Origin of the sequence: Rhizobium sp. BK650 (assembly GCF_014195325.1) — a bacterium.
GTDB lineage: Bacteria > Pseudomonadota > Alphaproteobacteria > Rhizobiales > Rhizobiaceae > Rhizobium.
The window spans coordinates 251,296-273,542 of the sequence record NZ_JACIBK010000009.1; the positions used below are offsets into that span (position 1 = coordinate 251,296).

General features: G+C 57.9%; 17 protein-coding genes. 5 read left to right on the forward strand and 12 right to left on the reverse strand.

The features are described 5' to 3' along the window. Positions 1 to 16 precede the first annotated feature (16 nt). The 6 genes from FHX15_RS21815 to FHX15_RS21840 form a co-directional block, all read right to left on the reverse strand. Entirely contained in the window at positions 17 to 1,150 is a 1,134-nt protein-coding gene (locus FHX15_RS21815) for an ABC transporter ATP-binding protein (RefSeq protein ID WP_184400445.1), read from the reverse strand. Between the two features lie 86 nt (positions 1,151 to 1,236). Beyond that, a complete protein-coding gene (locus FHX15_RS21820; protein ID WP_184400469.1) occupies positions 1,237 to 2,442 on the reverse strand; it encodes an ABC transporter substrate-binding protein in 1,206 nt (401 codons plus the stop codon). Between the two features lie 76 nt (positions 2,443 to 2,518). Next, positions 2,519 to 3,376 (reverse strand): carbohydrate ABC transporter permease, encoded by an 858-nt coding sequence (locus FHX15_RS21825; RefSeq protein ID WP_132654659.1) that lies wholly within the window; start codon positions 3,374 to 3,376, stop codon positions 2,519 to 2,521. Continuing rightward, positions 3,373 to 4,257, reverse strand: coding sequence for a carbohydrate ABC transporter permease (locus FHX15_RS21830; protein WP_184400446.1), 885 nt, complete (start codon positions 4,255 to 4,257; stop codon positions 3,373 to 3,375). The genes FHX15_RS21825 and FHX15_RS21830 overlap by 4 nt, the downstream gene beginning before the upstream one ends. Positions 4,258 to 4,270: 13 nt before the next feature. After that, positions 4,271 to 5,428, reverse strand: a complete 1,158-nt coding sequence (locus tag FHX15_RS21835; RefSeq protein WP_184400447.1) for a Gfo/Idh/MocA family protein — start codon at positions 5,426 to 5,428, stop codon at positions 4,271 to 4,273. A gap of 303 nt (positions 5,429 to 5,731) precedes the next feature. Next, complete coding sequence (locus FHX15_RS21840) at positions 5,732 to 6,286, reverse strand: YqhA family protein (RefSeq protein WP_184400448.1); 555 nt, start codon at positions 6,284 to 6,286, stop codon at positions 5,732 to 5,734. Between the two features lie 164 nt (positions 6,287 to 6,450). Between FHX15_RS21840 and FHX15_RS21845 the strand changes: the two genes are divergently transcribed. From FHX15_RS21845 to FHX15_RS21860, 4 genes are all read left to right on the forward strand, one after another. Continuing rightward, positions 6,451 to 7,149 carry an MgtC/SapB family protein gene (locus FHX15_RS21845; protein WP_184400449.1) on the forward strand — a complete coding sequence of 233 codons (699 nt, stop codon included), beginning with the start codon at positions 6,451 to 6,453 and terminating at the stop codon, positions 7,147 to 7,149. Positions 7,150 to 7,445: 296 nt separating this feature from the next. Beyond that, positions 7,446 to 8,615, forward strand: a complete 1,170-nt coding sequence (locus FHX15_RS21850) for an efflux RND transporter periplasmic adaptor subunit (protein ID WP_184400450.1) — start codon at positions 7,446 to 7,448, stop codon at positions 8,613 to 8,615. Continuing rightward, positions 8,612 to 11,818, forward strand: coding sequence for an efflux RND transporter permease subunit (locus tag FHX15_RS21855; RefSeq protein ID WP_184400451.1), 3,207 nt, complete (start codon positions 8,612 to 8,614; stop codon positions 11,816 to 11,818). The genes FHX15_RS21850 and FHX15_RS21855 overlap by 4 nt, the downstream gene beginning before the upstream one ends. A gap of 12 nt (positions 11,819 to 11,830) precedes the next feature. Further along, complete coding sequence (locus FHX15_RS21860) at positions 11,831 to 12,532, forward strand: alpha/beta hydrolase (protein ID WP_184400470.1); 702 nt, start codon at positions 11,831 to 11,833, stop codon at positions 12,530 to 12,532. A gap of 33 nt (positions 12,533 to 12,565) precedes the next feature. Here FHX15_RS21860 and FHX15_RS21865 read toward each other — a convergent pair whose 3' ends face one another. The 4 genes from FHX15_RS21865 to FHX15_RS21880 form a co-directional block, all read right to left on the reverse strand. Continuing rightward, on the reverse strand, positions 12,566 to 13,606 hold the full coding sequence (locus tag FHX15_RS21865) for an AI-2E family transporter (RefSeq protein ID WP_184400452.1): 1,041 nt from the start codon (positions 13,604 to 13,606) through the stop codon (positions 12,566 to 12,568). A gap of 33 nt (positions 13,607 to 13,639) precedes the next feature. Further along, positions 13,640 to 15,082: an amidohydrolase family protein gene (locus FHX15_RS21870; RefSeq protein WP_184400453.1), complete on the reverse strand. Its 1,443-nt coding sequence runs from the start codon at positions 15,080 to 15,082 to the stop codon at positions 13,640 to 13,642. 124 nt (positions 15,083 to 15,206) lie between these two features. Continuing rightward, entirely contained in the window at positions 15,207 to 16,451 is a 1,245-nt protein-coding gene (locus FHX15_RS21875) for an arginine deiminase (RefSeq protein WP_210290801.1), read from the reverse strand. Between the two features lie 19 nt (positions 16,452 to 16,470). Continuing rightward, complete coding sequence (locus FHX15_RS21880) at positions 16,471 to 17,904, reverse strand: basic amino acid/polyamine antiporter (protein ID WP_184400454.1); 1,434 nt, start codon at positions 17,902 to 17,904, stop codon at positions 16,471 to 16,473. 691 nt (positions 17,905 to 18,595) lie between these two features. Between FHX15_RS21880 and FHX15_RS21885 the strand changes: the two genes are divergently transcribed. Then, complete coding sequence (locus FHX15_RS21885) at positions 18,596 to 19,729, forward strand: helix-turn-helix domain-containing protein (protein WP_184400455.1); 1,134 nt, start codon at positions 18,596 to 18,598, stop codon at positions 19,727 to 19,729. A gap of 167 nt (positions 19,730 to 19,896) precedes the next feature. On the opposite strand, the gene FHX15_RS21890 is transcribed toward FHX15_RS21885, so the two are convergent. Continuing rightward, on the reverse strand, positions 19,897 to 20,397 hold the full coding sequence (locus tag FHX15_RS21890) for a GFA family protein (protein WP_184400456.1): 501 nt from the start codon (positions 20,395 to 20,397) through the stop codon (positions 19,897 to 19,899). Positions 20,398 to 20,636: 239 nt separating this feature from the next. Continuing rightward, entirely contained in the window at positions 20,637 to 22,022 is a 1,386-nt protein-coding gene (locus FHX15_RS21895) for an MFS transporter (RefSeq protein ID WP_184400457.1), read from the reverse strand. Between the last annotated feature and the right edge of the window lie 225 nt (positions 22,023 to 22,247).

The window sequence follows — 22,247 nt, forward strand, 5'->3', positions numbered from 1 at the left end:
GGGATGAAATGGCCGTTCAGGCCGTGACGGGAGCCAGAAGGCTCATGTCGATATCCGTGAGCTCGACGCGGCGTTCGAAGGCCACACCTTCCTCGTCAAAGAGATGGCAATCGGCCGCGTTGATGCCAACGGCAACCGGCGCATCGGCACGGATACCGACACTGCCGGGCAGCATGGCGCAGAAATTCTCCGTTTCGCTGCCGAGCGCCGCATAGGCCACGGTGTTTGCGCCAAGCCGTTCGATGACGCTCGGCGTAACCGTCAGCGAAATGTCGCCAGCGGCGAGCTGGATATGCTCCGGCCGGATACCGAGCGTCATCACCTTGCCGACCATGCCGTCGCGGGGCTTCACCGGCAGCGTCGCCGTCTGGCCGCGATAGTCGATGGTCGCGCCTGCCTCACTTGCGGATGTGCAGGTCACCGGCAGGAAATTCATTTTCGGATTGCCGATAAAGCCGGCGACAAACTGGTTGGCGGGCTTGTGGTAGAGCTCGAGCGGAGCGCCGGTCTGGGAAATATTGCCGGCGTCCAGAACGACGATGCGGTCGGCCATCGTCATAGCTTCCACCTGATCGTGGGTCACGTAGATCATCGTCGCCTTCAGCTGCCGGTGCAATTTGGCAAGTTCGATGCGCATGTCGGCGCGAAGAGCTGCATCGAGGTTGGATAGCGGCTCGTCAAACAGGAATATCTTCGGCTCGCGAACGATGGCGCGGCCGATCGCCACGCGCTGACGCTGCCCGCCCGAGAGCATGCCGGGCTTTTGTTGCAGGCGCGTGTCGAGATGCAGGATGCGTGCAGCATTCTCGACTTTGGCCTTGAGCTTTTCCTCCTCCATCTTTTCCACGCGCAGCGGAAAGGCGATGTTTTCGAAAACCGTCATATGCGGGTAAAGCGCATAGGACTGGAAGACCATGGCGATGCCGCGCTTAACGGGCGGCAGGTCGTTGACCCTGACACCATCGATGATGATGTCGCCTTTGCTCGTCGCGTCGAGACCTGCGATCATGCGCAGGAGCGTAGACTTGCCGCACCCCGAAGGCCCGACGAAGACGACGAATTCGCCGTTCCTGACGTCAAGCTCGACGCCTTTGAGAACTTCGTAGTCGCCGTAGAATTTTTGAACCTTGTTGAGCTGAAGCTGTCCCAAAAATCTGTCTCCGGTCCCGGCCTGAATGCGCAAGAGTTTGGTCGGTGAGGACCGCAGATCGTAGACCTGCGATCCTCGAGATCGGTTTACTTGAAGGCTTCGATCTCGCCGGCAGCTTTCTTGAGGGCAGCTTCAGGCTCAGCCTTGCCGGTGACGACGGACTGGATCATCTCGATTATCGAGTTCTGGAAACCCTTGTAATCGGTAAAGAGCGGCTCGGGACCACCATAGCTGATGCCCTCGATAAGCGGCTTCCAGTAGGGGTCCTTGGCGACGAACTCGTCAACCTTCTTCGATGGACGCAGCGGGGTGAGGCCGGCGCCGCCCTGCAGTTCGTATTCCGACTGAACATCAGGCGAGGTGATGAATTTGGCGAACTCGATCGCCTTATCCTCGACGCCCGATCCCTTGAAGATCGCAAGGCTGTCGGTGATCAGCAGCGTGCCGGGGCCCTTGGCGTCCGGACCGAGCGGCAGTGTCGTGATACCCCAGTTGATCTTCGTTTCCTTCAGGCGGGTGGCGGCGCCCGATCCTGCCTGGATCATGGCGACCTTGCCGTCGAGGAAGATGGCGCGCACTTCGTTCTGCTCGTAGGCGGTCGGGCCTTCTTCGGCGTAGGCCGAAATATCCTTATAGGCTTTCAGGGCGGCGAGGATCTGTGGGCTGTCGAGCGTGATCTTGCCTTCGGCATCGGTCACGGCACCGTTGTTGGTGTAAACCCAGTGCATGAACTGATGCATCGTGTTGTCGAAGGTCTTGGCGGAAAGGCCGAAGCCCGGAATGCCGGTCTTTTCCTTGATGGTCTTCGCCATCTCGATTTCTTCAGCCCAGGTCTTCGGCGGCTTCTCGGGATCGAGGCCGGCCTGCTTGAAGAGGTCTTTGTTCCAGTAAAGCGCCTTGGTGGAGAAGGCGATCGGGACACCCCACTGGTTGCCCTCGAAGGTGACCGTGTCGACGATGTGCGGGTAATAACTCTTCTTCTCATCATCCGTCATCGGAACGGGTACGATGAGGTCGTTCTGTGCGAATTCCTTCAGCGTGCGCGAGCCGACATAGGCCATGGCAACAGGCGTGCCGGCGGCAGCCAATGTCGTTGCCTTGTCCTGGCACTGCGCCCAGCCGACGACTTCCGGCGCGACCTTCCAGCCGGCGTTCTTGGATTCCCATTCCTTGATGTATTTGGTGTGGACCGGATCGATCGTGTCGCCGCAATAGATCCAGCTGATTTCCTTGTCGGCTGCTTGGGCCGTGACCGCGGTCAATGCCGTGGATCCGACCAGGGCGAGCGCCATAAGGCCTGTCTTGATGGTAATGCTCACGTCGTTACTCCCATTCTCTGTGTTAGCTGTTCACTCTTTATTGTTAGTCTTATTGTTTCACCGCACCGGCGGTCAGGCCGCCGACGAGATAGCGCTGAAGGAAGAAGATGACGATCATCGCCGGCGCGATGCCGACGAAGGAGGCCGCCATCAGTTCGTTCCAGATGACCTCCTGCTTGCCGAAGTAAGCGAAGAGTCCCACCGGCAGAGGCATGTATTCGGTCTTCGAGTTGAAGGTCAGCGCGAAGATGAACTGCTGCGCATAGGCGCCGATGAAGGTGGTAATCGCGACGACGATAATGCCCGGCATCGCAATGGGCAGAATGACGCGACGCAGCGTATAGAAATGGCTGGCGCCATCCATGTAAGCGGCTTCGTTGAGTTCCTGCGGAATGCGGATCATGTAGGTGCGCAGCAGCCAGATCGCCGAGGGGATCAGGAAGGCGACTCCCGGCACGATCATGGCAAGATAGGTATTCAGCACACCCATGCTGCGCATCAGCCGGAACAGCGGGATGAGCAGGACGGCGCCGGAGAACATGTTCACCGTCAGGAAGGCGCCAAGGAGGATGCCCATGCCCTTGAACTCGAATTTCGCGAAAGCGTAGGCCGCCGGAATGACGAGGCAGAGCACGATCACGGTGACGATGATCGAGATGAAGAAGGAGTTGAAGATGTAGCGCCCGAAGCCCGGCACGCTGATCCACATGGTCCGATAAGCCTCGAACGAGCCGTTTTCGGGCCAGAAGCGATAGGGCGAGGAGAAGAGCTGGGCGAGCGGCTTCAGCGACACCAGGAAGCCTTCGACGAAGGGCGACAGCACGAAGAAGAGGAAGAGCGCTATGCCGCAGTAGATGAGGATGATTTCCCACCAACTGTAGCGATCGATCATGGGACGGCTGCTCATGCGCGCTTCTCCGGGTTCAGACGGCGGGTGACGCGGAAATAGGCAAAGCAGAAGAGCGAAAGAAAGATGCAGATCAGCACCGCGCGCGCTGCCCCTTCGCCATATTTCTTCGAACCGATCGCCGTCTGATAGGTGTCGATGATCATCGTCGTCGTTTCGCCGCTTGGACCACCCTGCGTCAGGATCCAGATGATGTCGAAGGAATTGAAGGTCGCAATCAGCGACAGCATCGACATGGTGATGATCGCCGGAACCATCAGCGGCAGCGTGATGCGGCGGAAACGGTACCAGCGGCCGGCGCCATCGGTCCATGCTGCTTCGTAAAGGTCCTTCGGGATCGACTGGATCGCGGCGAGGAAGTAGATCGTCACAAGCGGCACGCCGATCCAGACGTCGGTGACGATCGTCGCCCAGAAGGCGGTGCTGCCATAGGCGAGGAAGGCGACCGGACCATCGACGAGGCCGAAGCGCTGCAGCAATCCGGAAATCATTCCGAACTGGCCATTATACATCCAGCCCCACATGAAGATGCCGATGGCCATCGGCACGATCCATGGCGGCATGGTCAGCAGCCGAAACAGCGACCGGCCCGGCACGGCAGCATTCAGCATTGCAGCGCCGAACGTGCCGATAATCATCTTCAGGGCGACCGAAAAGAAGGTCCAGATGAAGGTTCGGACAATGACTTGCACGAAGGTGGCGTTGAAGATCTTCTCGTAATTGGCCCAGCCGACCCAGTTCGTCACCTTGCGCAGCGATGCATCCGTAAACGACAGGATGAATGTATCGACCAGTGGATAGGCGACGATCGCGAGCACATAAAGGACAGCTGGGAGGAGAAGGATCCAGGCGAAGATGACGGCACTTTTCTGAGCACTCATCTTGCCGGTCTCCTCAGGCCGCTCTTGAGTGTAGCGCCTCGTCGAACCGGTCCCAGACGGGACGAAGGTCGATCACGGCCTTCTTCATGCGGGCTTCATCCATGGCGAGCGCCAGGATGCCTGCCTCCAATGCATTGAGCGTGGAAACCGGGAGTTCCGAACCGGTGCGCACGCTTTGCAAAATATCGGCTGCCATCTGCTCGTCGGCGCCGTAATGCTGCGACAGCTCGGTCGCGGCATATTTGTTTTCGACGATTTTGTTGCCAGTCAGCTGCTCGTGGACATTGAGGTAACTGCGCACGAAGTCGCCTTCAGCCATACCGCGCGAGCCCATGATGGCAAAGCGGCGGAACTGGTCGGGAACATTCAGATTGGTGTGGAAATTCATGCCGACGCCATTGGCGTATTCGACGATCGCGACCTGGTAATCGATGATGTCGGCGTCGCTGTCGAACACTTTGTCCGAGCCCATCCAGCCGCTCGGCTTGCGGTGAAAGAGCTCCAGGTCGTTGATGCCTTCGCGCGCCGGGTCGTTGGCAGGGATGAAGCTCTTGCGGCCGCCGAAGCTGGCGACCCGTTCGGGGCGGGCGCCGACCACACCATTATAGAGGTCGAGGTCGTGGCAGCACTTTTCCAGCATGAAGCTACCGGAATAGCGCTCGTAACGGCGCCAGTCGCGCATGAAGAAGGCGCCGTGATAGGGCTCGATATGTTCGGAGGCTTCGATTGAAACGATATGTCCAAGCTTGCCCTCGGCCTGGATGGCGCGCAAATCCTTGTAAAGCGGTGAGTAGCGCAGCACGAGACCGACCATCAGCCGTTCATGGCCGAACTTCGCCATCAGGTGGGCAAGTTCGATGCTCTCGGCAATCGTGGTGACGATCGGCTTTTCGCAGAAGACCTTAAGGCCAGCCTCGAGGCCGAGGCGAATATGATCGAGATGCATGTGGTTGGGAGAGCCGATCATCAAAAGATCGAGCTTTTCTGCAGCGAGGAGCTCTTGCGGCGAGCCATAAGCTTTGCCGGCAGAGATGCCTTTTTCCGTCAGTCCGGGAAGTCCCGCAGGATCCGGATCGACGTAACCGACAATCTCGAAGCTGCTGTCCATAGCCTTGAAGACATAGCCAAGATAGCCGAGCCGGAAGCCAAGCCCTATAATTCCCACTTTCATGCCAACAAGTTCCCAACTCGTAATTTATTTTCTTCAAGTTGGGACAAAAAACAAAGCCCGTCAACTAAAAACGGGGTTCAAAGGGAAATGATGAAATTAATTTTCATCATCAATGATGTCGGCGTTAATTGCGGTGGAACGCAATCGAAACGTGCAGCCGGCAAAAGCGGCAACGCTTTTCGCGTGAGAACTGTCAGTAGGCAGAACAAGCAAGCCTGCCTGCAGACGCGCCCTGATCACTTCAGTGGGCGACGTTCGCTACGTCACCACTATGAACATTCGGTGGTGTCGATAGCGGCAGGATCACCCGATATTGTGCCTGTCGGTATCCTCGCTGTGGATAGCGGATGCGGGTGGTTTGTCCCGCACTGGGGTGTGTTCGCCCAAAGGCCCGTGTCCGGGCGAACCGGCAATCAGTCTCATTGCGCCGGCCAATAGCAGGATCGAAATCGGAAGGACCAGCGCGTTCCACTGCAGCATCTCGTCAGTTTCGGCGACGAGTGTGGCGAAATGGACCACCAGATAGAGGATAATCATCTGGATGAAGAGGTTCTTGAGCTCGGCGACACTGTCGATGACCATCCAACCAGGCAGCGCTGCGCGTTGTTCGGGCGACAGATCGACGAGAAAACCAAGCGCGATGGCGCAGCCGAAGATGACGAGAACGATCGCAAACAGAAGCTTATCGGTCGCCCGCATAACGGCTGCGATGACGGCAAGGTCCGGGTCGGTTCTCACATAGGCAAAGGCATGCCATAATGTCAGCAAGCCCTCCCAAAACATCAAACCGGCGGCTGCGATAACACCTATGGATGCAAGCGCCATGACGAAGCGTAACTTCAGCAGGATGTTTATCATGGTCTCTCCGATCGGGCTTCAACTGCGAAAATCAAGGTAAGAAAAAAGATGAAAGGATGCCGGTTCTTTCTGCACGAGGGTAAATGCTTTGCTGCAGCAGACGTCACCGGCCGTCATCCGCAAATAGGCGCAACTCACACCGGATAGACATAGAGGCGATCGATATGGACGCCAGCCAATCCATTCTCCTCAAACTGGTGACCGCGTTGCTGCTTGGAACGCTGATCGGCGCCGAAAGACATTTGAAGCGGCGGAACTCGAATCTCGTGACGCATGCGCTTGTTTCCCTTGGTGCCGCATCCTACGCGTCGCTTCCGAGTGCGATCGGCTTCGATTTCGATCTGCGCATGGGCGCTCAAGTCGTCACCGGTATCGGTTTCCTTGGGGCGGGTCTCATTATCCGCGACGGCACCAATATCAAAGGCTTGAGCACGGCGGCGACGGTCTGGAGCACCGGCGCGGTCGGCGTCTTCGCCGGCTATGGCCAGCTTCTGCTCGCAGCCGAAGCGGCCTTTTTCATCGTCGTCTTCAACTACACGCTTCCCAAGATTGGATTGTATATCGAAGCCTGGTCTGTGGTCGCGCCGGAACAAGAGCGCATCTACGATATAAGGCTCAAATGCCAAACGGACCATGAAATAGCAGTCCGGGCGACACTGCTGCAGTCGCTGAATGCCAGCAAACTGCAGTTTCGGTCGATAAGAAGCCGCCTGGTCGATGCCAGCGACTTAATGGAAATCGAAGCGATCGTTTTCACAAAGGGCGACCAGGACGGCGCTGTCGAACAACTCGTAGCCCAGCTGAGTTTGAGATCGGACGTTGCGCAAACAAGCTGGTCCAAAACCGACGATGAGACCACCTGAGGGGGGACACGGCGCTCCTTCGGGAGCATGAGAAGACAGCGCAGGAATTCCTCTCTCGCCGCCTTGAGGGGCGACTTCAGGAGTGGCGGCATCAACATCTGGCCGCGAAATATTCAACAGTGCAGCGCTTATCAGGCGAACGGTCATCAGAGCGCCAAATTGGGGCAGGACGCGCCATCGGTAACGCTTGCTGCTCTCCACGTATGGTAGTAGAATTTGAGTATATGCTAATTATTGTAGACTGCTTCCATCCGCCTTGAGCTATCCAATTTCTCGGTTCTGTTGGAGACATGTCGATGAAATTGCATCGTGTTTCGCCGACATTCCTGATGTTATCGTTCGCAACGCTGATGTGGATGCCGCAAAACGTGGCGGCAGAGGCTGGCCCGTCGGTTGGGATTCTGACCGTTACGGTCCAAGACGTTTCGCCGAAACACGAATTCGTCGGACGTGTGGAAGCCGTCAATGCCGTCGATATCCGTTCGCGTATCGAAGGCTTCATAGACCAACGCCTTTTTGAAGAAGGTCAGCTGATCAGAAAGGACCAGGATCTCTTCCTGATCGACACGCGCTCCCTGGACATAGCGCTGGCGGACGCCAAAGCAGCGCTTGCGAGCGCTCAGGCGACATTGGCCGACGCTCAACGCCGCGTCGCGCGAAATCAATCGCTGAGCAACCAAACGGTACCGCGCGCGACGCTGGAGGAAAGTCAGACCGCGCTTGAAACCGGCCAGGCAAACCTCCTGTCGGCACAAGCACGCGTGAGCCAGGCCGAGCTAAACCTCAGCTATGCCCACATCGTCTCGCCGATTGACGGTCGCATCGGAGCTGCAGAATTATCGGTCGGAAGCTTCGTCAGCGGCAGTTCAATGGCCCTGGCTCGTGTCGTCGAAATGGACCCGATCCGCGTCGTGTTCTCGGTGAGCGATCGATCGATCCTCGAACTGCGTGCAAACAGAGGCAATATCGGCAAGGAGGAACTCGCCGGCAGCTATAAGCCAAGCCTGCGGCTTTCGAATGGCCAACCTTACACGGAGCCGGGAACGATCGAATTCTTTGGCAACGAAATCGATCCCGCGACGGGAACACTTGCCGTTCTGGCATTGTTTCCCAATCCGGATGCGCTGCTTATTCCAGGCCAGTTCGTAACCGTTGTCATATCGGAAAGGGAAAAGACGCTCCGTCCCGTAGTGCCGCTCGGGGCGGTGCAGCAGGATCGGGACGGCAAATACGTTCTGCTCGTGAACGCGCAGAATGCCGTCGAATTACGCCGAATAAAGACGGGGGAGCAGATCGAGGGCAGCTGGGTCGTAGAAGATGGTCTTAAAGGCGGAGAGAAACTCATCGTCGACGGCCTGCAGAACGTCTCCGAAGGCCTCGTCGTCGAGCCTACGGAAGCTCTACCAACCGACAGCAGCGCCATCTCGCTCGCACCCACGGAACCGCAAACGGGTTCAAAACAATGAACCTCTCGGCGCACTTCATTGCCAGGCCGAGATTTGCAATGGTCATCGCCGTCGTGATGATGCTTGCGGGTGGCCTGTCCCTCTTCTTGATACCCGTCGCCCAGTTTCCGCAGATCACGCCCCCCGAAGTGCAGGTGACCGCCAGCTATCCTGGCGCCAATGCCAGTGTCATGACCGACAGCGTGGCGGCGCCGATCGAGGATCAGGTAAACGGCGTCGAGGACATGCTCTACATGTCGTCGTCAAGCACCAACAACGGCACCTACAGCCTGACGGTTACGTTTGCAGCAGGCACCGATCCGGCAATCGCCCAGGTGAACGTGCAAAATCGCGTCGCAATGGCACAGCCGCGGCTTCCCGCAGCCGTGACGCAAGCAGGCGTTTCGGTCAGAACGCGTTCATCGAGCATGCTGCTCGGCTTTGCGGTCTACTCGCCGAAGGGCACCAGGGACGACGTCTTCATCAGCAACTATGCCATGATCAACATCCGGGACGCGATCGCCCGCCTGCCCGGCGTTGGCGAGGCGAGCGTGTTTGGCCCCGCCTACAGCATGCGGATCTGGATGAACCCCGATCGTATGCAGGCTCTTGGAGTAACCGCAACCGACCTGACGGCGGCGATACAGGCTCAGAGCGTCCAGGCATCCGCCGGTCAGCTCGGTTCGCCCCCGTCACCCACGGGTCAGCAGCTGCAGTTGACGGTCATGGCCAGAGGAAGGCTTGCGGACACAAACGAGTTCGGCAACATCATCATCCGCACCAACAAGGACGGAGCGATCGTCCACCTCCGCGACGTCGCCCGGATCGAACTCGGCGCACAATCCTACGATACGGCATCGACCTTCAATGGCAGGCCGAGCGCGACCGTCGTCGTCTATCAATCGACCGATGCGAACGCGCTCGCGGTATCGAACGCTGTTGTCGGCGAACTGCAGACATTGTCGAGACAATTTCCCGATGACCTCGCCTATACGGTCGTTTTCGACACGACCGCTTTCGTTCGGCAGACCATCCAGGAGATTTTCATCACATTGGCGATTACGTTCGTGCTCGTTGTCGTGGTCGTGTTCGTTTTCCTGCAGGATTGGCGCGCGACTATCATCCCCACGCTGACCATACCCGTTTCGCTGATCGGCGGTTTTGCCGTGCTTTATCTCCTCGGTTATTCGGCCAATACGATCACGCTTTTCGCAATGATCCTCGCAATCAGCCTTGTCGTGGACGACGCGATCATCGTGGTGGAAAATGTTCAGCGCGTCATGAGCGAGACGGGCGTTGACGTGCGTGAGGCGACACTGCGCACGATGAGCCAGGTTACAGGCCCAATCGTCGCGACAACATTGGTGCTGGCCGCTCTCTTCGTGCCGGTTGCGTTCCTCGCCGGCATAACCGGCGAACTCTACCGACAGTTCGCGGTCACCATCCTGGTCACGATCACCTTCTCCACGATCAATGCCTTGACCCTCAGTCCGGCGCTCTGCGTCCAAATCCTCCGGCCGGCAAAGGAGAACAGGTCGAAGCTGTTCGGCGGGATAAACCGCGGCCTCGACCTATCGCGACGATTTTACCTTTCTCTGCTGTCGGCTTTTGCGCGCAAAATTGTCCTCAGCCTGCTGTTCTTCATGATCATCATGGCGAGCGTCTACGGTCTTTATCGCATCCTGCCCGTGGGTTTTGTTCCCGCCGAAGACCAGGGCTATCTCTTCATGAACGTGCAATTGCCGGATTCCGCTTCCCTCGCGCGCACGCAGGACACACTCGCGACGGTCACCTCCGTACTGCAGCGGACACCGGGGGTTGCGAACACCATCGCCATTGCCGGGACCAGCATGATAGGCGGTGGCGGCTCCAATTCAGCAATGGTCATCTCGGCGCTCACGCCATGGAACGAACGCGGGCCGGACCAGAGCGTCTTTGCCTTGACGAACGAACTTCGAGCGGCGTTCACAAAGATTTCGACGGCTTCGGTCGTACCGTTCAATCCGCCGGCAATACCCGGTCTCGGGACGACCGGCGGCTTCGACTTCCGCCTTCAGGCGCGCGCCGGGCAAAGCCAGGGAGAGCTTGCCGAGGTGATGCGTGGGCTGATCGTCGCTGCAAATCAGACGAAGCAGTTGACCGGCGTCTTCAGCACGTTTTCGGCCAACGCGCCGCAGATTTATCTCGATATCGACCGACGGCGCGCCGAACTCTTCGGTGTTTCACCGGCGGCAATCTTCACCACGCTGCAAGCACATCTGGGATCGGCCTATGTTGACGATTTCAACATATTTTCGCGCGTATATCAGGTCCGGATCCAGGACGAGCCGATGTTCCGCTCGCGCATCGAGGATATCCAGCGGCTGAGGGTGCGAAGTCAGTCGGGCGATCTCGTGCCCTTGCAAGGATTGCTTTCCATATCGACCATCTACGGACCAAACTCGGTCAACCGCTACAATCTTTTTCCATCCGCCGCGATCAACGGGCAGGCTGCGGCGGGTGCGAGTACCGGAGATGCGTTGAACGCCATGGAGGCGCTCGCTGCGGAAAAACTGCCGCCGGGCTTCGGTTATGAATGGACAGGACTTGCCCTTCAGGAAAAGCAAGCGGGCGGACAGACGGTCATCATCCTGATCATGGGGATTATTGCCACCTATCTCTTCCTTGTCGCCCAATATGAAAGCTGGAGCGTCCCGCTCGCAGTGATGATGTCGGTGGTCGTCGCTGTGCTCGGGGCTTTGGCGGGGCTGGTGGTCGGCAGTATCGATCTCAATATCTACGCCCAGATCGGCCTGCTGCTGCTGATCGGACTCGCAGCCAAGAACGCCATTCTCATCGTGGAGTTCGCCAAGGAGCGCCGGGAAGAAGGTTTCAGCATCATAGAGGCGGCAAGTGAAGGGACGTCGCAGCGCTTCAGGCCGGTGTTGATGACGGCGATGGCTTCCATATTGGGCGTGGTACCGCTGGTGGTGGCGACGGGAGCCGGAGCAGCCAGCCGCCAGGCGATCGGCGTTACCGTTCTCGGCGGACTGCTGGTCGGAACGATTGTAGGCCTCCTCATCATTCCTTTGCTCTATATATTCGTTCAGACGGTAAGGGAGGCCGGCAAGCGGAAATTATTTGGTGCGGACTATGCCGAGAACAACCGTCATGCTACCGCGGCGACCAGCACGAATAAAGGAACTGTCAGTCGGATCGAAGCTCGAAACGCTGAAGTGGAATAGGTCTGGGGCGTGATGGCTAATGCCGGTGAGGATGATGCGGAATGCATCGTGTTGGTGCATGGGCTTGCGCGCGGCAGCGGATCCCTTCGGCTTATTGAGAAGACGCTCACGCGGCGCGGGTTCCTCGTCATCAACATCGAATATCCCTCAACTCGCGCGACGATCTCCGAACTTGCAGTCTACGTCGGTGATGCCGTGGCCATGTGCCGTGCAAGACGGGTCAATTTCGTAACCCATTCCATGGGCGGAATTCTTGTCCGCTACTGGCTGGCGCATCAGCGGCCTCCAAATCTCGGGCGTGTCGTCATGCTGGCGCCACCCAATAACGGATCCGAAATCGTCGATATTTTCGGAGAAATGCCGCCATTTCAATGGATCAACGGCCCAGCTGGACGCGAGCTTGGAACTGGCCCGGCAGCGTTGCCGAAGCTTCTGCCGGTTCCGGATTATCCCGTCGGCATCATCGCGGGCGACCTTTCGCTCAATCCGCTTTTCAATCATATCATCAAAGCGCCGAACGATGGGAAAGTATCGGTCGCCTCGACGAGATTGGAGGGCGCGGCTGACCATCTGGTTCTGAGTGCCACACACACGTTCATGATGCTCAATCCGATCGTCATCGCCGAGATCGTCAATTTTGTCGAAAACGGCGCGTTTCGACACGATCTGACAATGCAGGAGGCGCGCAAGGTCCTCCTTGCGATGTTCCGATGAAGGCGTGTGTCTCTCCGCTTGCGCAGTCTCAGATCAGACACCGTCGCCTTTGCTGCCGCGCCCGAGAAGTTCCGGCACCCATCGGCTGGACGGATGATGGCGGCAGAATGTCACCAGTGCGATCGAGATCGGTACGCCGATGAACGCGCCGAAAATCCCCCACAGATAACCCCAGGTAAAAACGGAAAGCAGCACAACGACTGGCGAAAGGGAGAGTGCATTGCCGGATACGCGCGGTTCTATATAGCTGCCAAGCGTGAACTGAATGAGGTTGAGCCCGACGAAGATGGCGATCGCCGATTGCCAATTATCGAACTGAATGAGCGCAAAGACGGTGGGAAGCAACGTTGCAGCGAGCGGACCGATGAAGGGTATGTAATTCAAAACGAAGGCAATCGCTCCCCATTCCTTCGCAAGCGGCAGCCCAACGCCGCTGGTGAACAACCAGATGAAAAGCCCGGTCGTGATGCTCATGATCGTCCGGATCCTCATGAAGCGCCGAAGCTTTTGTGCCGTTTCCCGGCTCCCGTCGAGAAGCAATCTTCTCGCCACTGGACTACGCATTGCCCTGATGCGGCTCTCGAAATCCTCGACTTCCATCAAACCGAGAAGCAGATAGGTGAGAGCAATCAGCCAGAAGCTGAATGTGCTGTTGATGCGGCTCGTCACGGTCTGAACCACGCGCATTGCCCACGCAGTGCCGACATTGTCGGCCCAGAGCACATCGACATCGATGCCGTGTTCCTCCAGCCACTGTCGAAGTTCATCATAGTGTTGTTGAAAGCGAGCGGTATTGTCGATCATCCATCCGCCGACATGTCCGAAGGACCAAGTGGAGATCCAGCCGAACGCCAGAAGGGCCAGCATCATGACCGCCAATGTCACCAGAAGCGCAATGTATCGTGGAAGGAAGGTCTGCACGCGATGCTGGACCGGCCATAGAAGGGCTATCGCCAGGAGCGCCAACGCCAACGGCGCAAGCACCGTTGCACCCGCCGGTAAAATGGCGATCACGATAAGCACCGCAATGACGACCTGAGCCGAAGGAACTGCTCGATGTCGCCCTGCCCGCATTATTGCCCTCGCCTGGATCGGTCCCTGAATGGGTCAGAGTGTGTTCTTGAAAATCCGGCCATCCTTCATGACGACCTTCAGGTTCTTCTCGGGAGTGTCGATGAGCTTGAGGTCATCGAGGGGATTGCCATCCCAGACGAGCATATCGGCAAACGCCCCCTTTTCGATGACGCCCAAGCTGCCCAGATAGGGCGTGCGCAAGTTTGAGAGCGTCAGCAGGCTTGCATTACCGGATGTCGCCATGCGCAGTGCTTCGGCGTTGGTGTACCAATTGCTCAGATGCGTGAACATAATGTTCTGGCGAGGCGCCAATTCAGGCGAGAACAGAAGATCCGAGCCCCAAGCGGTCTTGATGCCGTACTTCTTCGCGTATCCGTAGATTTTTGGTGTTCCGACAAAAATCTGCGCGGCGCGCTCTGCGCCGACCCCAGTCTGCGACGCGGCATCTTCGATCGACAGGAATGGCTGGGTGCTGAGCCATATATTCTTGTCGGAAAACATCCTTGCCGTCTCCTCGTCCATGAGATGGGCATGTTCGATACATGCCACTCCCGCGGCTAGCGCGCGCTGGACGGTGTTGGGGGCGTAAGCATGGACTGTTACATATGTGTTCCAGTCCTTTGCAACGTCGACCGCTGCGCGAATCTCCTCCTCGCTGAACGTCGTCATGTCGAGCGGGCTGCGCGGCGACGAGACCCCGCCTCCCCCGACGATCTTGACCTGCGAAGCTGCCTGGAGAAGTTGCTCGCGTACCCGGCGTTTCAAACCTCCGACATCGTCGACGATGGCCGCGCTCCCCATCATTTCACTGAGACTGAGCTGGCCGTCCCTTGGAGGGATTTCAAACGGCATGCGCAAGTCGCCATGGCCGCCCGAGGTCGTGATCATCGCGCCGGACGGGAAGATGCGCGGGCCGGGAATGATGCCGCTATCGATTGCCTGTTTGAAGGTAAAGACCGGGCCGCCAAGATCGCGGATGGTGGTAAAACCCCGTAGCAAGGTGCGTTCGGCCTCTGCGGTGGAGGCGGCAAAGATGATTCCCGGGTCACCCGTCATCAGGACCTGCAGGGGAACCGCAGCGTAAATCGCATGCCAATGCGCATCGATCATGCCCGGCATCAACACACGGTCGTCGCAACTGATGATCATTGCATCCTCAGGCGCGGGATTGTTTGCCGGATCGATGGCGACGATCCTGTCTGCTTCTACCAGCACCTGCACCCCGTTTTGCAACGCGTCGGATTTGCCGTCGAAAAGCCGGACCTGTCTCAGAAGCGTTTTGGGAGGCCGCTGTGCCGTCTGCGCGATGCCCACTCGGGGCGCCATGCCGGCAACGGCAACCGATCCGATGCCGGCCAGGAAATTTCTTCGCGAATAATCGCTGAGATAGCTGGATCGCCGTTGAAGATCACGATTTGCGCAGCCGCAGCCATCGTCGTGGACGAGATGGCTATATCTCCTACCAGCTCTAAACATGGCATTTCTCCGGAAATATTGGCTGAATCGAGAGTTCCCACGACAATGAGCCGCACGGCGGAGACGATGCTTTATCAGACTCCATCGATCCCAGCCCTTTGGAAGGACCGGTTTTTTGCTTCGACTAATAGTCGACAGCGTCACGAGCGATAGGGCACGTCATGCAATGCCCGCCGCCTCGCCCACGCCCAAGTTCTGCACCTGTGATCGTGATCACCTCAATGCCTTGCTTGCGCAAGAGCGTATTGGTGTAGGTATTGCGGTCATAGGCATAGACGACACCCGGCGAAGCGCAGACCAGATTGGCGCCGCTGTCCCATTGGGTTCGCTCCCGCATATAGTCGTTTCCGCCGGTCTCGACGACACGCATCGCCCTTAATCCGAGCGCGTCGCGCACTGTCTCGACGAAGGAGCCCTTGTCCTTGTGAAGTTCGATGCCGCCGTTGCCATCGGGGCGATAGGAAAAGGCTTCGATATTGTTGACGATGTCGGGGTAGATCAAAACGCAATCGCGATCGGCAAAGGTGAAGACCGTATCGAGATGCATGGCGGCGCGCAGCTTCGGCATGGCCGCGATGATGACGCGTTCGGCGGCACCCTTCTCGAACAGGGCTGCCGCCACCTGGCTGATTGCCTGTCGCGACGTGCGCTCGCTCATGCCGATGAGGACGTTGCCCTTGCCGATCGGCATGACATCGCCGCCTTCTATCGTGGCAAGGCCCCAGTCTTTCGTTGGGTCACCCCACCATACGTGGACCTTGCCGGCGAAATCCGGATGAAACTTGTAGATCGAGCTGGTGAGGATCGTCTCCTCGTGACGCGCCGGCCAGTAAAGCGCATTTAATGTTACACCGCCGTAGATCCAGCAGGTTGTATCTCGGGTGTAGAGCGTATTCGGCAGCGGCGGCAGGAGATATTCGTTGACGCCGGCCGCATCGCGGATCAACGCCAGTTGCTCGCCTCCGATGGCTTCCGGAAATTCAAACGTCGACAGGCCGCCGATCAGGGTTTCGGCCAAATCCCGGTCGGAAAGACCTTCCAGATAGGATCGCACTTCATTCAGAAGACCGAGACCAATCTGGTTGGGGACGACCTGGTTGTCGAGTATCCACTTCTTGGCCTCGGGTATCGCAACCGTCTGGGCGAGCAGATTATGCATCTCAACGACGTCGATGCCGCGGTCGCGCATTTTTGTGATGAAGTCAAAGTGGTCGCGCTTGGCATTGTCGACCCAAAGAACGTCGTCGAAGAGAAGCGCGTCGCAATTTGTCGGCGTCAGACGCTGATGGGCACGGCCGGGCGCGCAAACCATGACTTTTCGCAATTGGCCAACTTCGGAATGCACGCCAAATGTGATTTCCTGTGTCATCGATCTACTCCCTATGTCATCAAGGCGTGATGGTGCCGCTGAGCAGGCCGTAAAATCCTACGAGCCCCGCAATCACAGTGACGGCGAAAACGATGAGTTCAACGCTGGTGAAAAGCGTCACCTTCTGCTCGCGCCGCGCCCAGACATAAAGGATGGTCCCTGGCACGAATAAAACGGTGACCAGCAGAACATATTTCAGCCCAGCAGCGACAAACATGACGATCGTATAAATCAGGGCGATCCAGGCAAAGACCTGGTCGCGGCCGCGTTCACCCGGCGTCTGCTCATAGCCTTCGCCGCGGCGCGCAAGCAAAATGCCGTAACCTGCGACTAGAAGGTAGGGCATTAGCGCTGTCACGCTGGTCATGTCGAGCATGAAGTTGAAAGCATCACGAGACCAGTAAGTCGAGATGACGAACAAAGAGACGACGATATTGGTCAGCCACAATGCATTGGCCGGCACCCTATTGCTGTTTTGTGCCGCAAAAAGCCTCGGCATATCCGCTGATTTGGCAGCCGCAAACAGCACTTCGGCGCAGATCAGCGACCACGCGAGATAGGCGCCAAGGACCGACACCAGCACGCCGATCGAAATGAATACCGCGCCCCAATGGCCGACGACGACTCCGAGGACGCCAGCCAGGGAAGGATTTTGGACACCGGCCATCGTTGCGCGCGTCATAGCCGCGTAAGGAAGCAAAGTGATCGCCACCATCAAGCCGGTCACCCCGATGAAGCCCAGAATGGTCGCGGTACCGACGTCGGCGCGGGTCCTGGCGAAGCGGGAATAGACACTCGCTCCTTCGATCCCGATGAAGACGAAGACCGTAATGAGCATCGTGTCACGAACTTGCGCCACGAGAGATTTTTCCGGCATATCCACGCCGCCGAAGAAATTGGCGGAAAACTGCGCGTAATTGAACGCAAAGGCCATGGCCAGGATGGCGACGACGATCGGAACGATCTTGGCAATCGTGACGATCACGTTGATGAAAGCGGCTTGTTCGACACCGCGCAGGATCATGAAATGGAAGGCCCATATCCCCAGGAGTGAAACGACAATGGCGATGATGGTGCTTCCATCGCCAAAGATCGAAGGGAAGAACAGACCGAGCGTCGAACCGATCAGGACCCAGTAAAAGACGTTGCCAAGGCAGCTGCCAAGCCAGTACCCGAAGGCGGAAAGGAAGCCCATATAGTTTCCAAAGCCTTCTTTGGCATAGGCAAAAACACCAGAATCGATTTCCGGTTTCTTTTCCGCCAGAGCCTGAAAGACGCGTGCGAGCATGTACATGCCAGTGCCGGCTATCATCCATGCTATGATCGCGCCGAACGGACCGGTCGCTGTCCCAAAACGGCCGGGAAGATTGAATATACCAGCGCCGACCATCGAACCGACGACCATGCCTGTCAGTGCGAAAAGCGATAATTTTTGCGTAGAAGCCGAAGCCATATTGCCCTCTCAGGAACGTTGTTCGGACTTTTCGAAGATGTCGTGCAGCAGGAACGTGCGTTTAATCCGCACTATAAAATGCTTCCGTCGCGGCCGTGATCGCACAGAATCCCACAACTATGCTTTGCGTCTAAAAGTGACGAAATTCGCCAAGTTAGCCAACAATGCGTTAAGCCGCGGCGTCGGCAACGGTCCGCATCTGCGGTTCGACTCGCCTAGACAGAGATTCGATCCGTTGCGAGCGCGTAAATGGCAATCAGCGCGCCTATCGCCACAACGATGAACACCGGCGTTTCGGCCATTTAAACACAGGACGCTTCTGCTCACGGCGCGCCATCAAGAACAGGATAGAACCGGGACCGTAGATGGCGGCGGAACGCAGGAGATGGGTGCCCCCACTGCGGCGATAAGGAAGGAAGTGTAGGTGAGCGCTATTGCCGAACGCACGAATTTGCGGCGTCGGCTTCGATGTGTCTGCCCGGTAACGGAGCGGAACAGATTATACAGCGATAGTAAGAAACTAACATGCTCGGTAAGATTGTGCTTTATTATCGATTATGCTAATAAACGAGCGGAAGCCGGCTGAGTATCGCGTGGACGGCCAGACATCCAGTTGAATTGCGGATTTTGGTTGGAGACCTTCGATGTCGAATTCCGCTTTTGAACGTGCAGCTCGGTCTGCACGAACACCATGACAGTTCATCAGATAGGGACGAGGCAAACCGCCTTTCACTCCGCGCGCCTTGCGTCTGAACGAGGTGCAGCGGAAAAACGGGCATTCGCACCGTCGCAGCCGTCTAATCTATCTTCCTTTGAATTCGTAACGAGCGCCGTACCGAGGATCCGCCAGTTCGAGGCGTGGCGCGCCAACTTTGCCCCGATCTTTGATATCGGCTCCGAGCGTGACACGACGAGCGGGTTCATCGGCAGGCAGGTCACCTGGGATCTTGGCTGCTTTATGTTTTCGCATATCACGACCGATCCCCTGCAATTCAGGAGCGTGACACGTCATCTCCACTGGGAGCCGCTCGACCATTTCGTCCTGTCGGTTTTGCTTTCTGGAGAGGCGTATACGCAAACCCCTGCCAGCAAATTCCGTTGTACAGCCGGGGTCACCCAAGTCCATGCAATGGGTCGCAGCTTCCATGGCAGTCTGACGGCGAGCGAGTTGCTGATGTTGTTCGTCCCGCGAGATTTTTGCCCTCGCGTTTCCCAGGCCTTGAGCGCTGCGGAATTCACAACCTTGGAAGGCGGCATGGCGCGGTTATTCCATGACTATATGGCGGGGCTCGCCAATCAGCTCCCATTCGTCCAGCAAGCCGATCTTCCCGCCCTGGTCGAGGCGACGCGGGCGATGATACTGGCTTGCGTCTCTCCTTCGGCCGACAATGCCCTGACGGCAAGTCATCCAATTGCGGTAACGCTGCTCGACCGTGCGCAAAAGATCATACAATCGAGGCTGTTCGACCCGAGCCTGGGAGCTGAGACGCTCGAGCGAGAATTAGGCGTTTCGCGATCGCGACTGTACCGCATGTTTGAGCCTTTTGGCGGCGTTAAGCATTACATTCAACATAGGCGCCTGCTCGATGCACACGCAGCTTTGGCGAACCCGAGCGATCAACGCCGCATACTTGATTTGGCAGAGCAACGCTGTTTCAGTGACGGCACGGAATTCAGCCGCGCCTTCAAGCGGGAATTTGGCTATAGCCCGACGGACGTGCGGATTGGAAGAAGAAGCAATTTTCCTTGCCGACAGGCTCCGGCACTTGAAGAAAGCGATCCCGCAGCCCGGCTTGGAACAATGCTGCGCAGGCTGCACGGCTGAACCGATTACATGAGCCAATCGATTATCCGTGAAAGCGACGACAGATGAGGGCGGATTCCGCTAGTGAGGCCCATCGGCTCGGATGGACGGACGACCTGACTTGAGACTGGAAGCGGAAAGGCTGCTTTGAGGCACGACTGTCCAAAGAGCAGGCCTCCGGGCAGCACTCAGCCCTCACGCCTCCTCACCGCCCATGAGGCAGTGTCGTGATCTGGATGCTGGTTGCTGCTCTTCTTGATTGCGGCGGCCCAATCGACGCCGTTGTTTTCGGTCGCGCCGGTATTTTCTATAACGGTAATCCTATCGAACCAGGTCACCATGTTCTCCGTGCAGGTATTGGCACCCGGTGGGAAGGCGTTCGGATTGTCGAGCGAGCCTATCATCAGGTTGGTGCGACCGTTTTCGAGGTGATGGAAGAACAACGGCGTGCCGCAATTGGCGCAGAAGCCGCGCTCGACGAGCTCCGAGCTCTTCCAGACATCAGGCTTGCCGCGCGTCCAGGTGAGCGCGTCATCGGGTGCGGCGACGAGCGCGGCAAAGATGTTGCCCGAGGCTTTCTGGCACATGCGGCAATGGCAGAGATGCGAATTGTCGAGCATTGTGCTCGCATGGTAGCGCACCGCACCACACTGGCAGCCGCCGCTCACCTCCATCTCGATGCGTTTCATTTTTTCTCCTTCAAGAGGCGGGTTTGGGGCTTAATCGTTTTTAAGTTCTCGTCTTTTGATCGTCCAGCCTCTTTGGCTCCGGGTTGCTGGTGCGGATTGCCAGCCAAGATGAATAATCCGGACCACGCCTTCTCGGCTATCAGGCGATACTTCCTTCGGGGCCCTTGACTGCTCCTCAAAAAGAAGGCCCGGCATGAAGCCGGACCCGATATTCAAACATTGATCCCTGACGCTGAACCTCAGGGAGAAAGTTCCTCAAGCGTCCGGCCTTTCGTTTCTACCGCAAACGCTGCGGTGACGAGCGCACCGAGCAACAGGATTGCAGCAAAGACCACGAAGACATACTGGATGCCCATGGACGAAAGCAGGAAGCCCGTGACGATAGGACCGGCCGACGAGCCGAGGCGGAGGCACGCGCTTCCGGTGCCCGTCCCGATCGCCCGCAGGCGCGTCGGGTAAATCTCTGCGGAGTAGAGATACAGCGAGAAGGTGACTGTCTGGACGATGGCATAGGCAAGGCCAGCCAGGATAACCACCTGTATGGCAGACGTCGCACCGAGCCAGGCGAGGATGACGAGTGGAATGGGCGCGATCAGCAACGCGCCGGTATACCAGCGCTTGCGGCCGACTTTGTCGATGAGCAGGGCGCAGATCACGGCTGCGATAACGCCACCGACCGATGTTGCGAACCCATAGAATATGCTGGTTTCGAGCGGAAGGTTGAAGGTCTGGCGATAAAGGGTGGGAAGCCAGGTGATCGTGCCGTTGGCGACGAGATAGGCGCTGAACCACATGGCCCAGATGGATAGGGTACGCTTGAGATAGATGCCTTGGAAAAGCTCGCGCCAGTCGGACGATTTCCGTGCGGGAGCTGCCGTCATCTGCAGCTCGGGAAGCGTCTTGCCGGCGGCCCGGGCGCTGTTTTCAAGCTTGGTGACGATGCGATCGGCTTCCTCGTAACGCCCGTTTGCGACGAGCCAGCGGGGAGACTCTTCGAGAAACCAACGCAGCGGAATCATCAGCACAGCCGGGATCAGGCCGACGACGAACATGGCCTTCCAACCATAAATCGGCACCATGAAGTAGCCGATCAGCCCTGCACCGACGAGGCCGAGCAGGAACATGACTTCGTAGAGAAGGAAAAAGCGCCCGCGCCCCTTCGAGCCAATCAGTTCGTTGATATAGGCGCTGGCAACCGGAACTTCACCGCCGGTGCCGATACCCTGGACGAAGCGAAATGCCATCATCGCTGCCGCACTGGCTGCAAAGAGGCAGGCTATGTCCATGCTGACGAAGAGAAGGATGGTAAAGAGAAGAACTTTGAGGCGCCCCACCTTTTCGGCAAGCCAACCGAACAGGACAGCGCCGATCAATTGCCCCAGATATCCCATCGATAGGATCATGCCGGTCTGGCCGGCTGTCAGACCCCACTCGCGCACGAGTACCGGCATGGCATAGGCAATAGCGATGACGGTGTAGCCATCGAAGAATGTCGCCGCGCCGACGATGTTGCGGGCCCAGAACACTTCTTTAGTAATGGGCAACCGCTCCAGTCGCGCGCTGATGTCTGCTTGCGGATCTGTGACGGGCGTAACGCTTGCCGTCATTCGCCGTTCCATATTCATTTCATCCTCCCTCTGCCTGGCCTGTAGCTCTCCCGACCTGGCATTGAACTTACGCGTTCAACACTCGCTTCGGCTGCCACCGCATCCTGCAGGCGGCAGTCCGAAGGTGCGGCTCCTTGATGGGCGGAGGTGGGTTATGTGCGTCAAGTTCAGCAAAATTTGGCGGTCATGCGGCTTGGCGTAGAGCGAGCTTCTTGTGCTCCCGTAGATCGTCCATGTTAATAT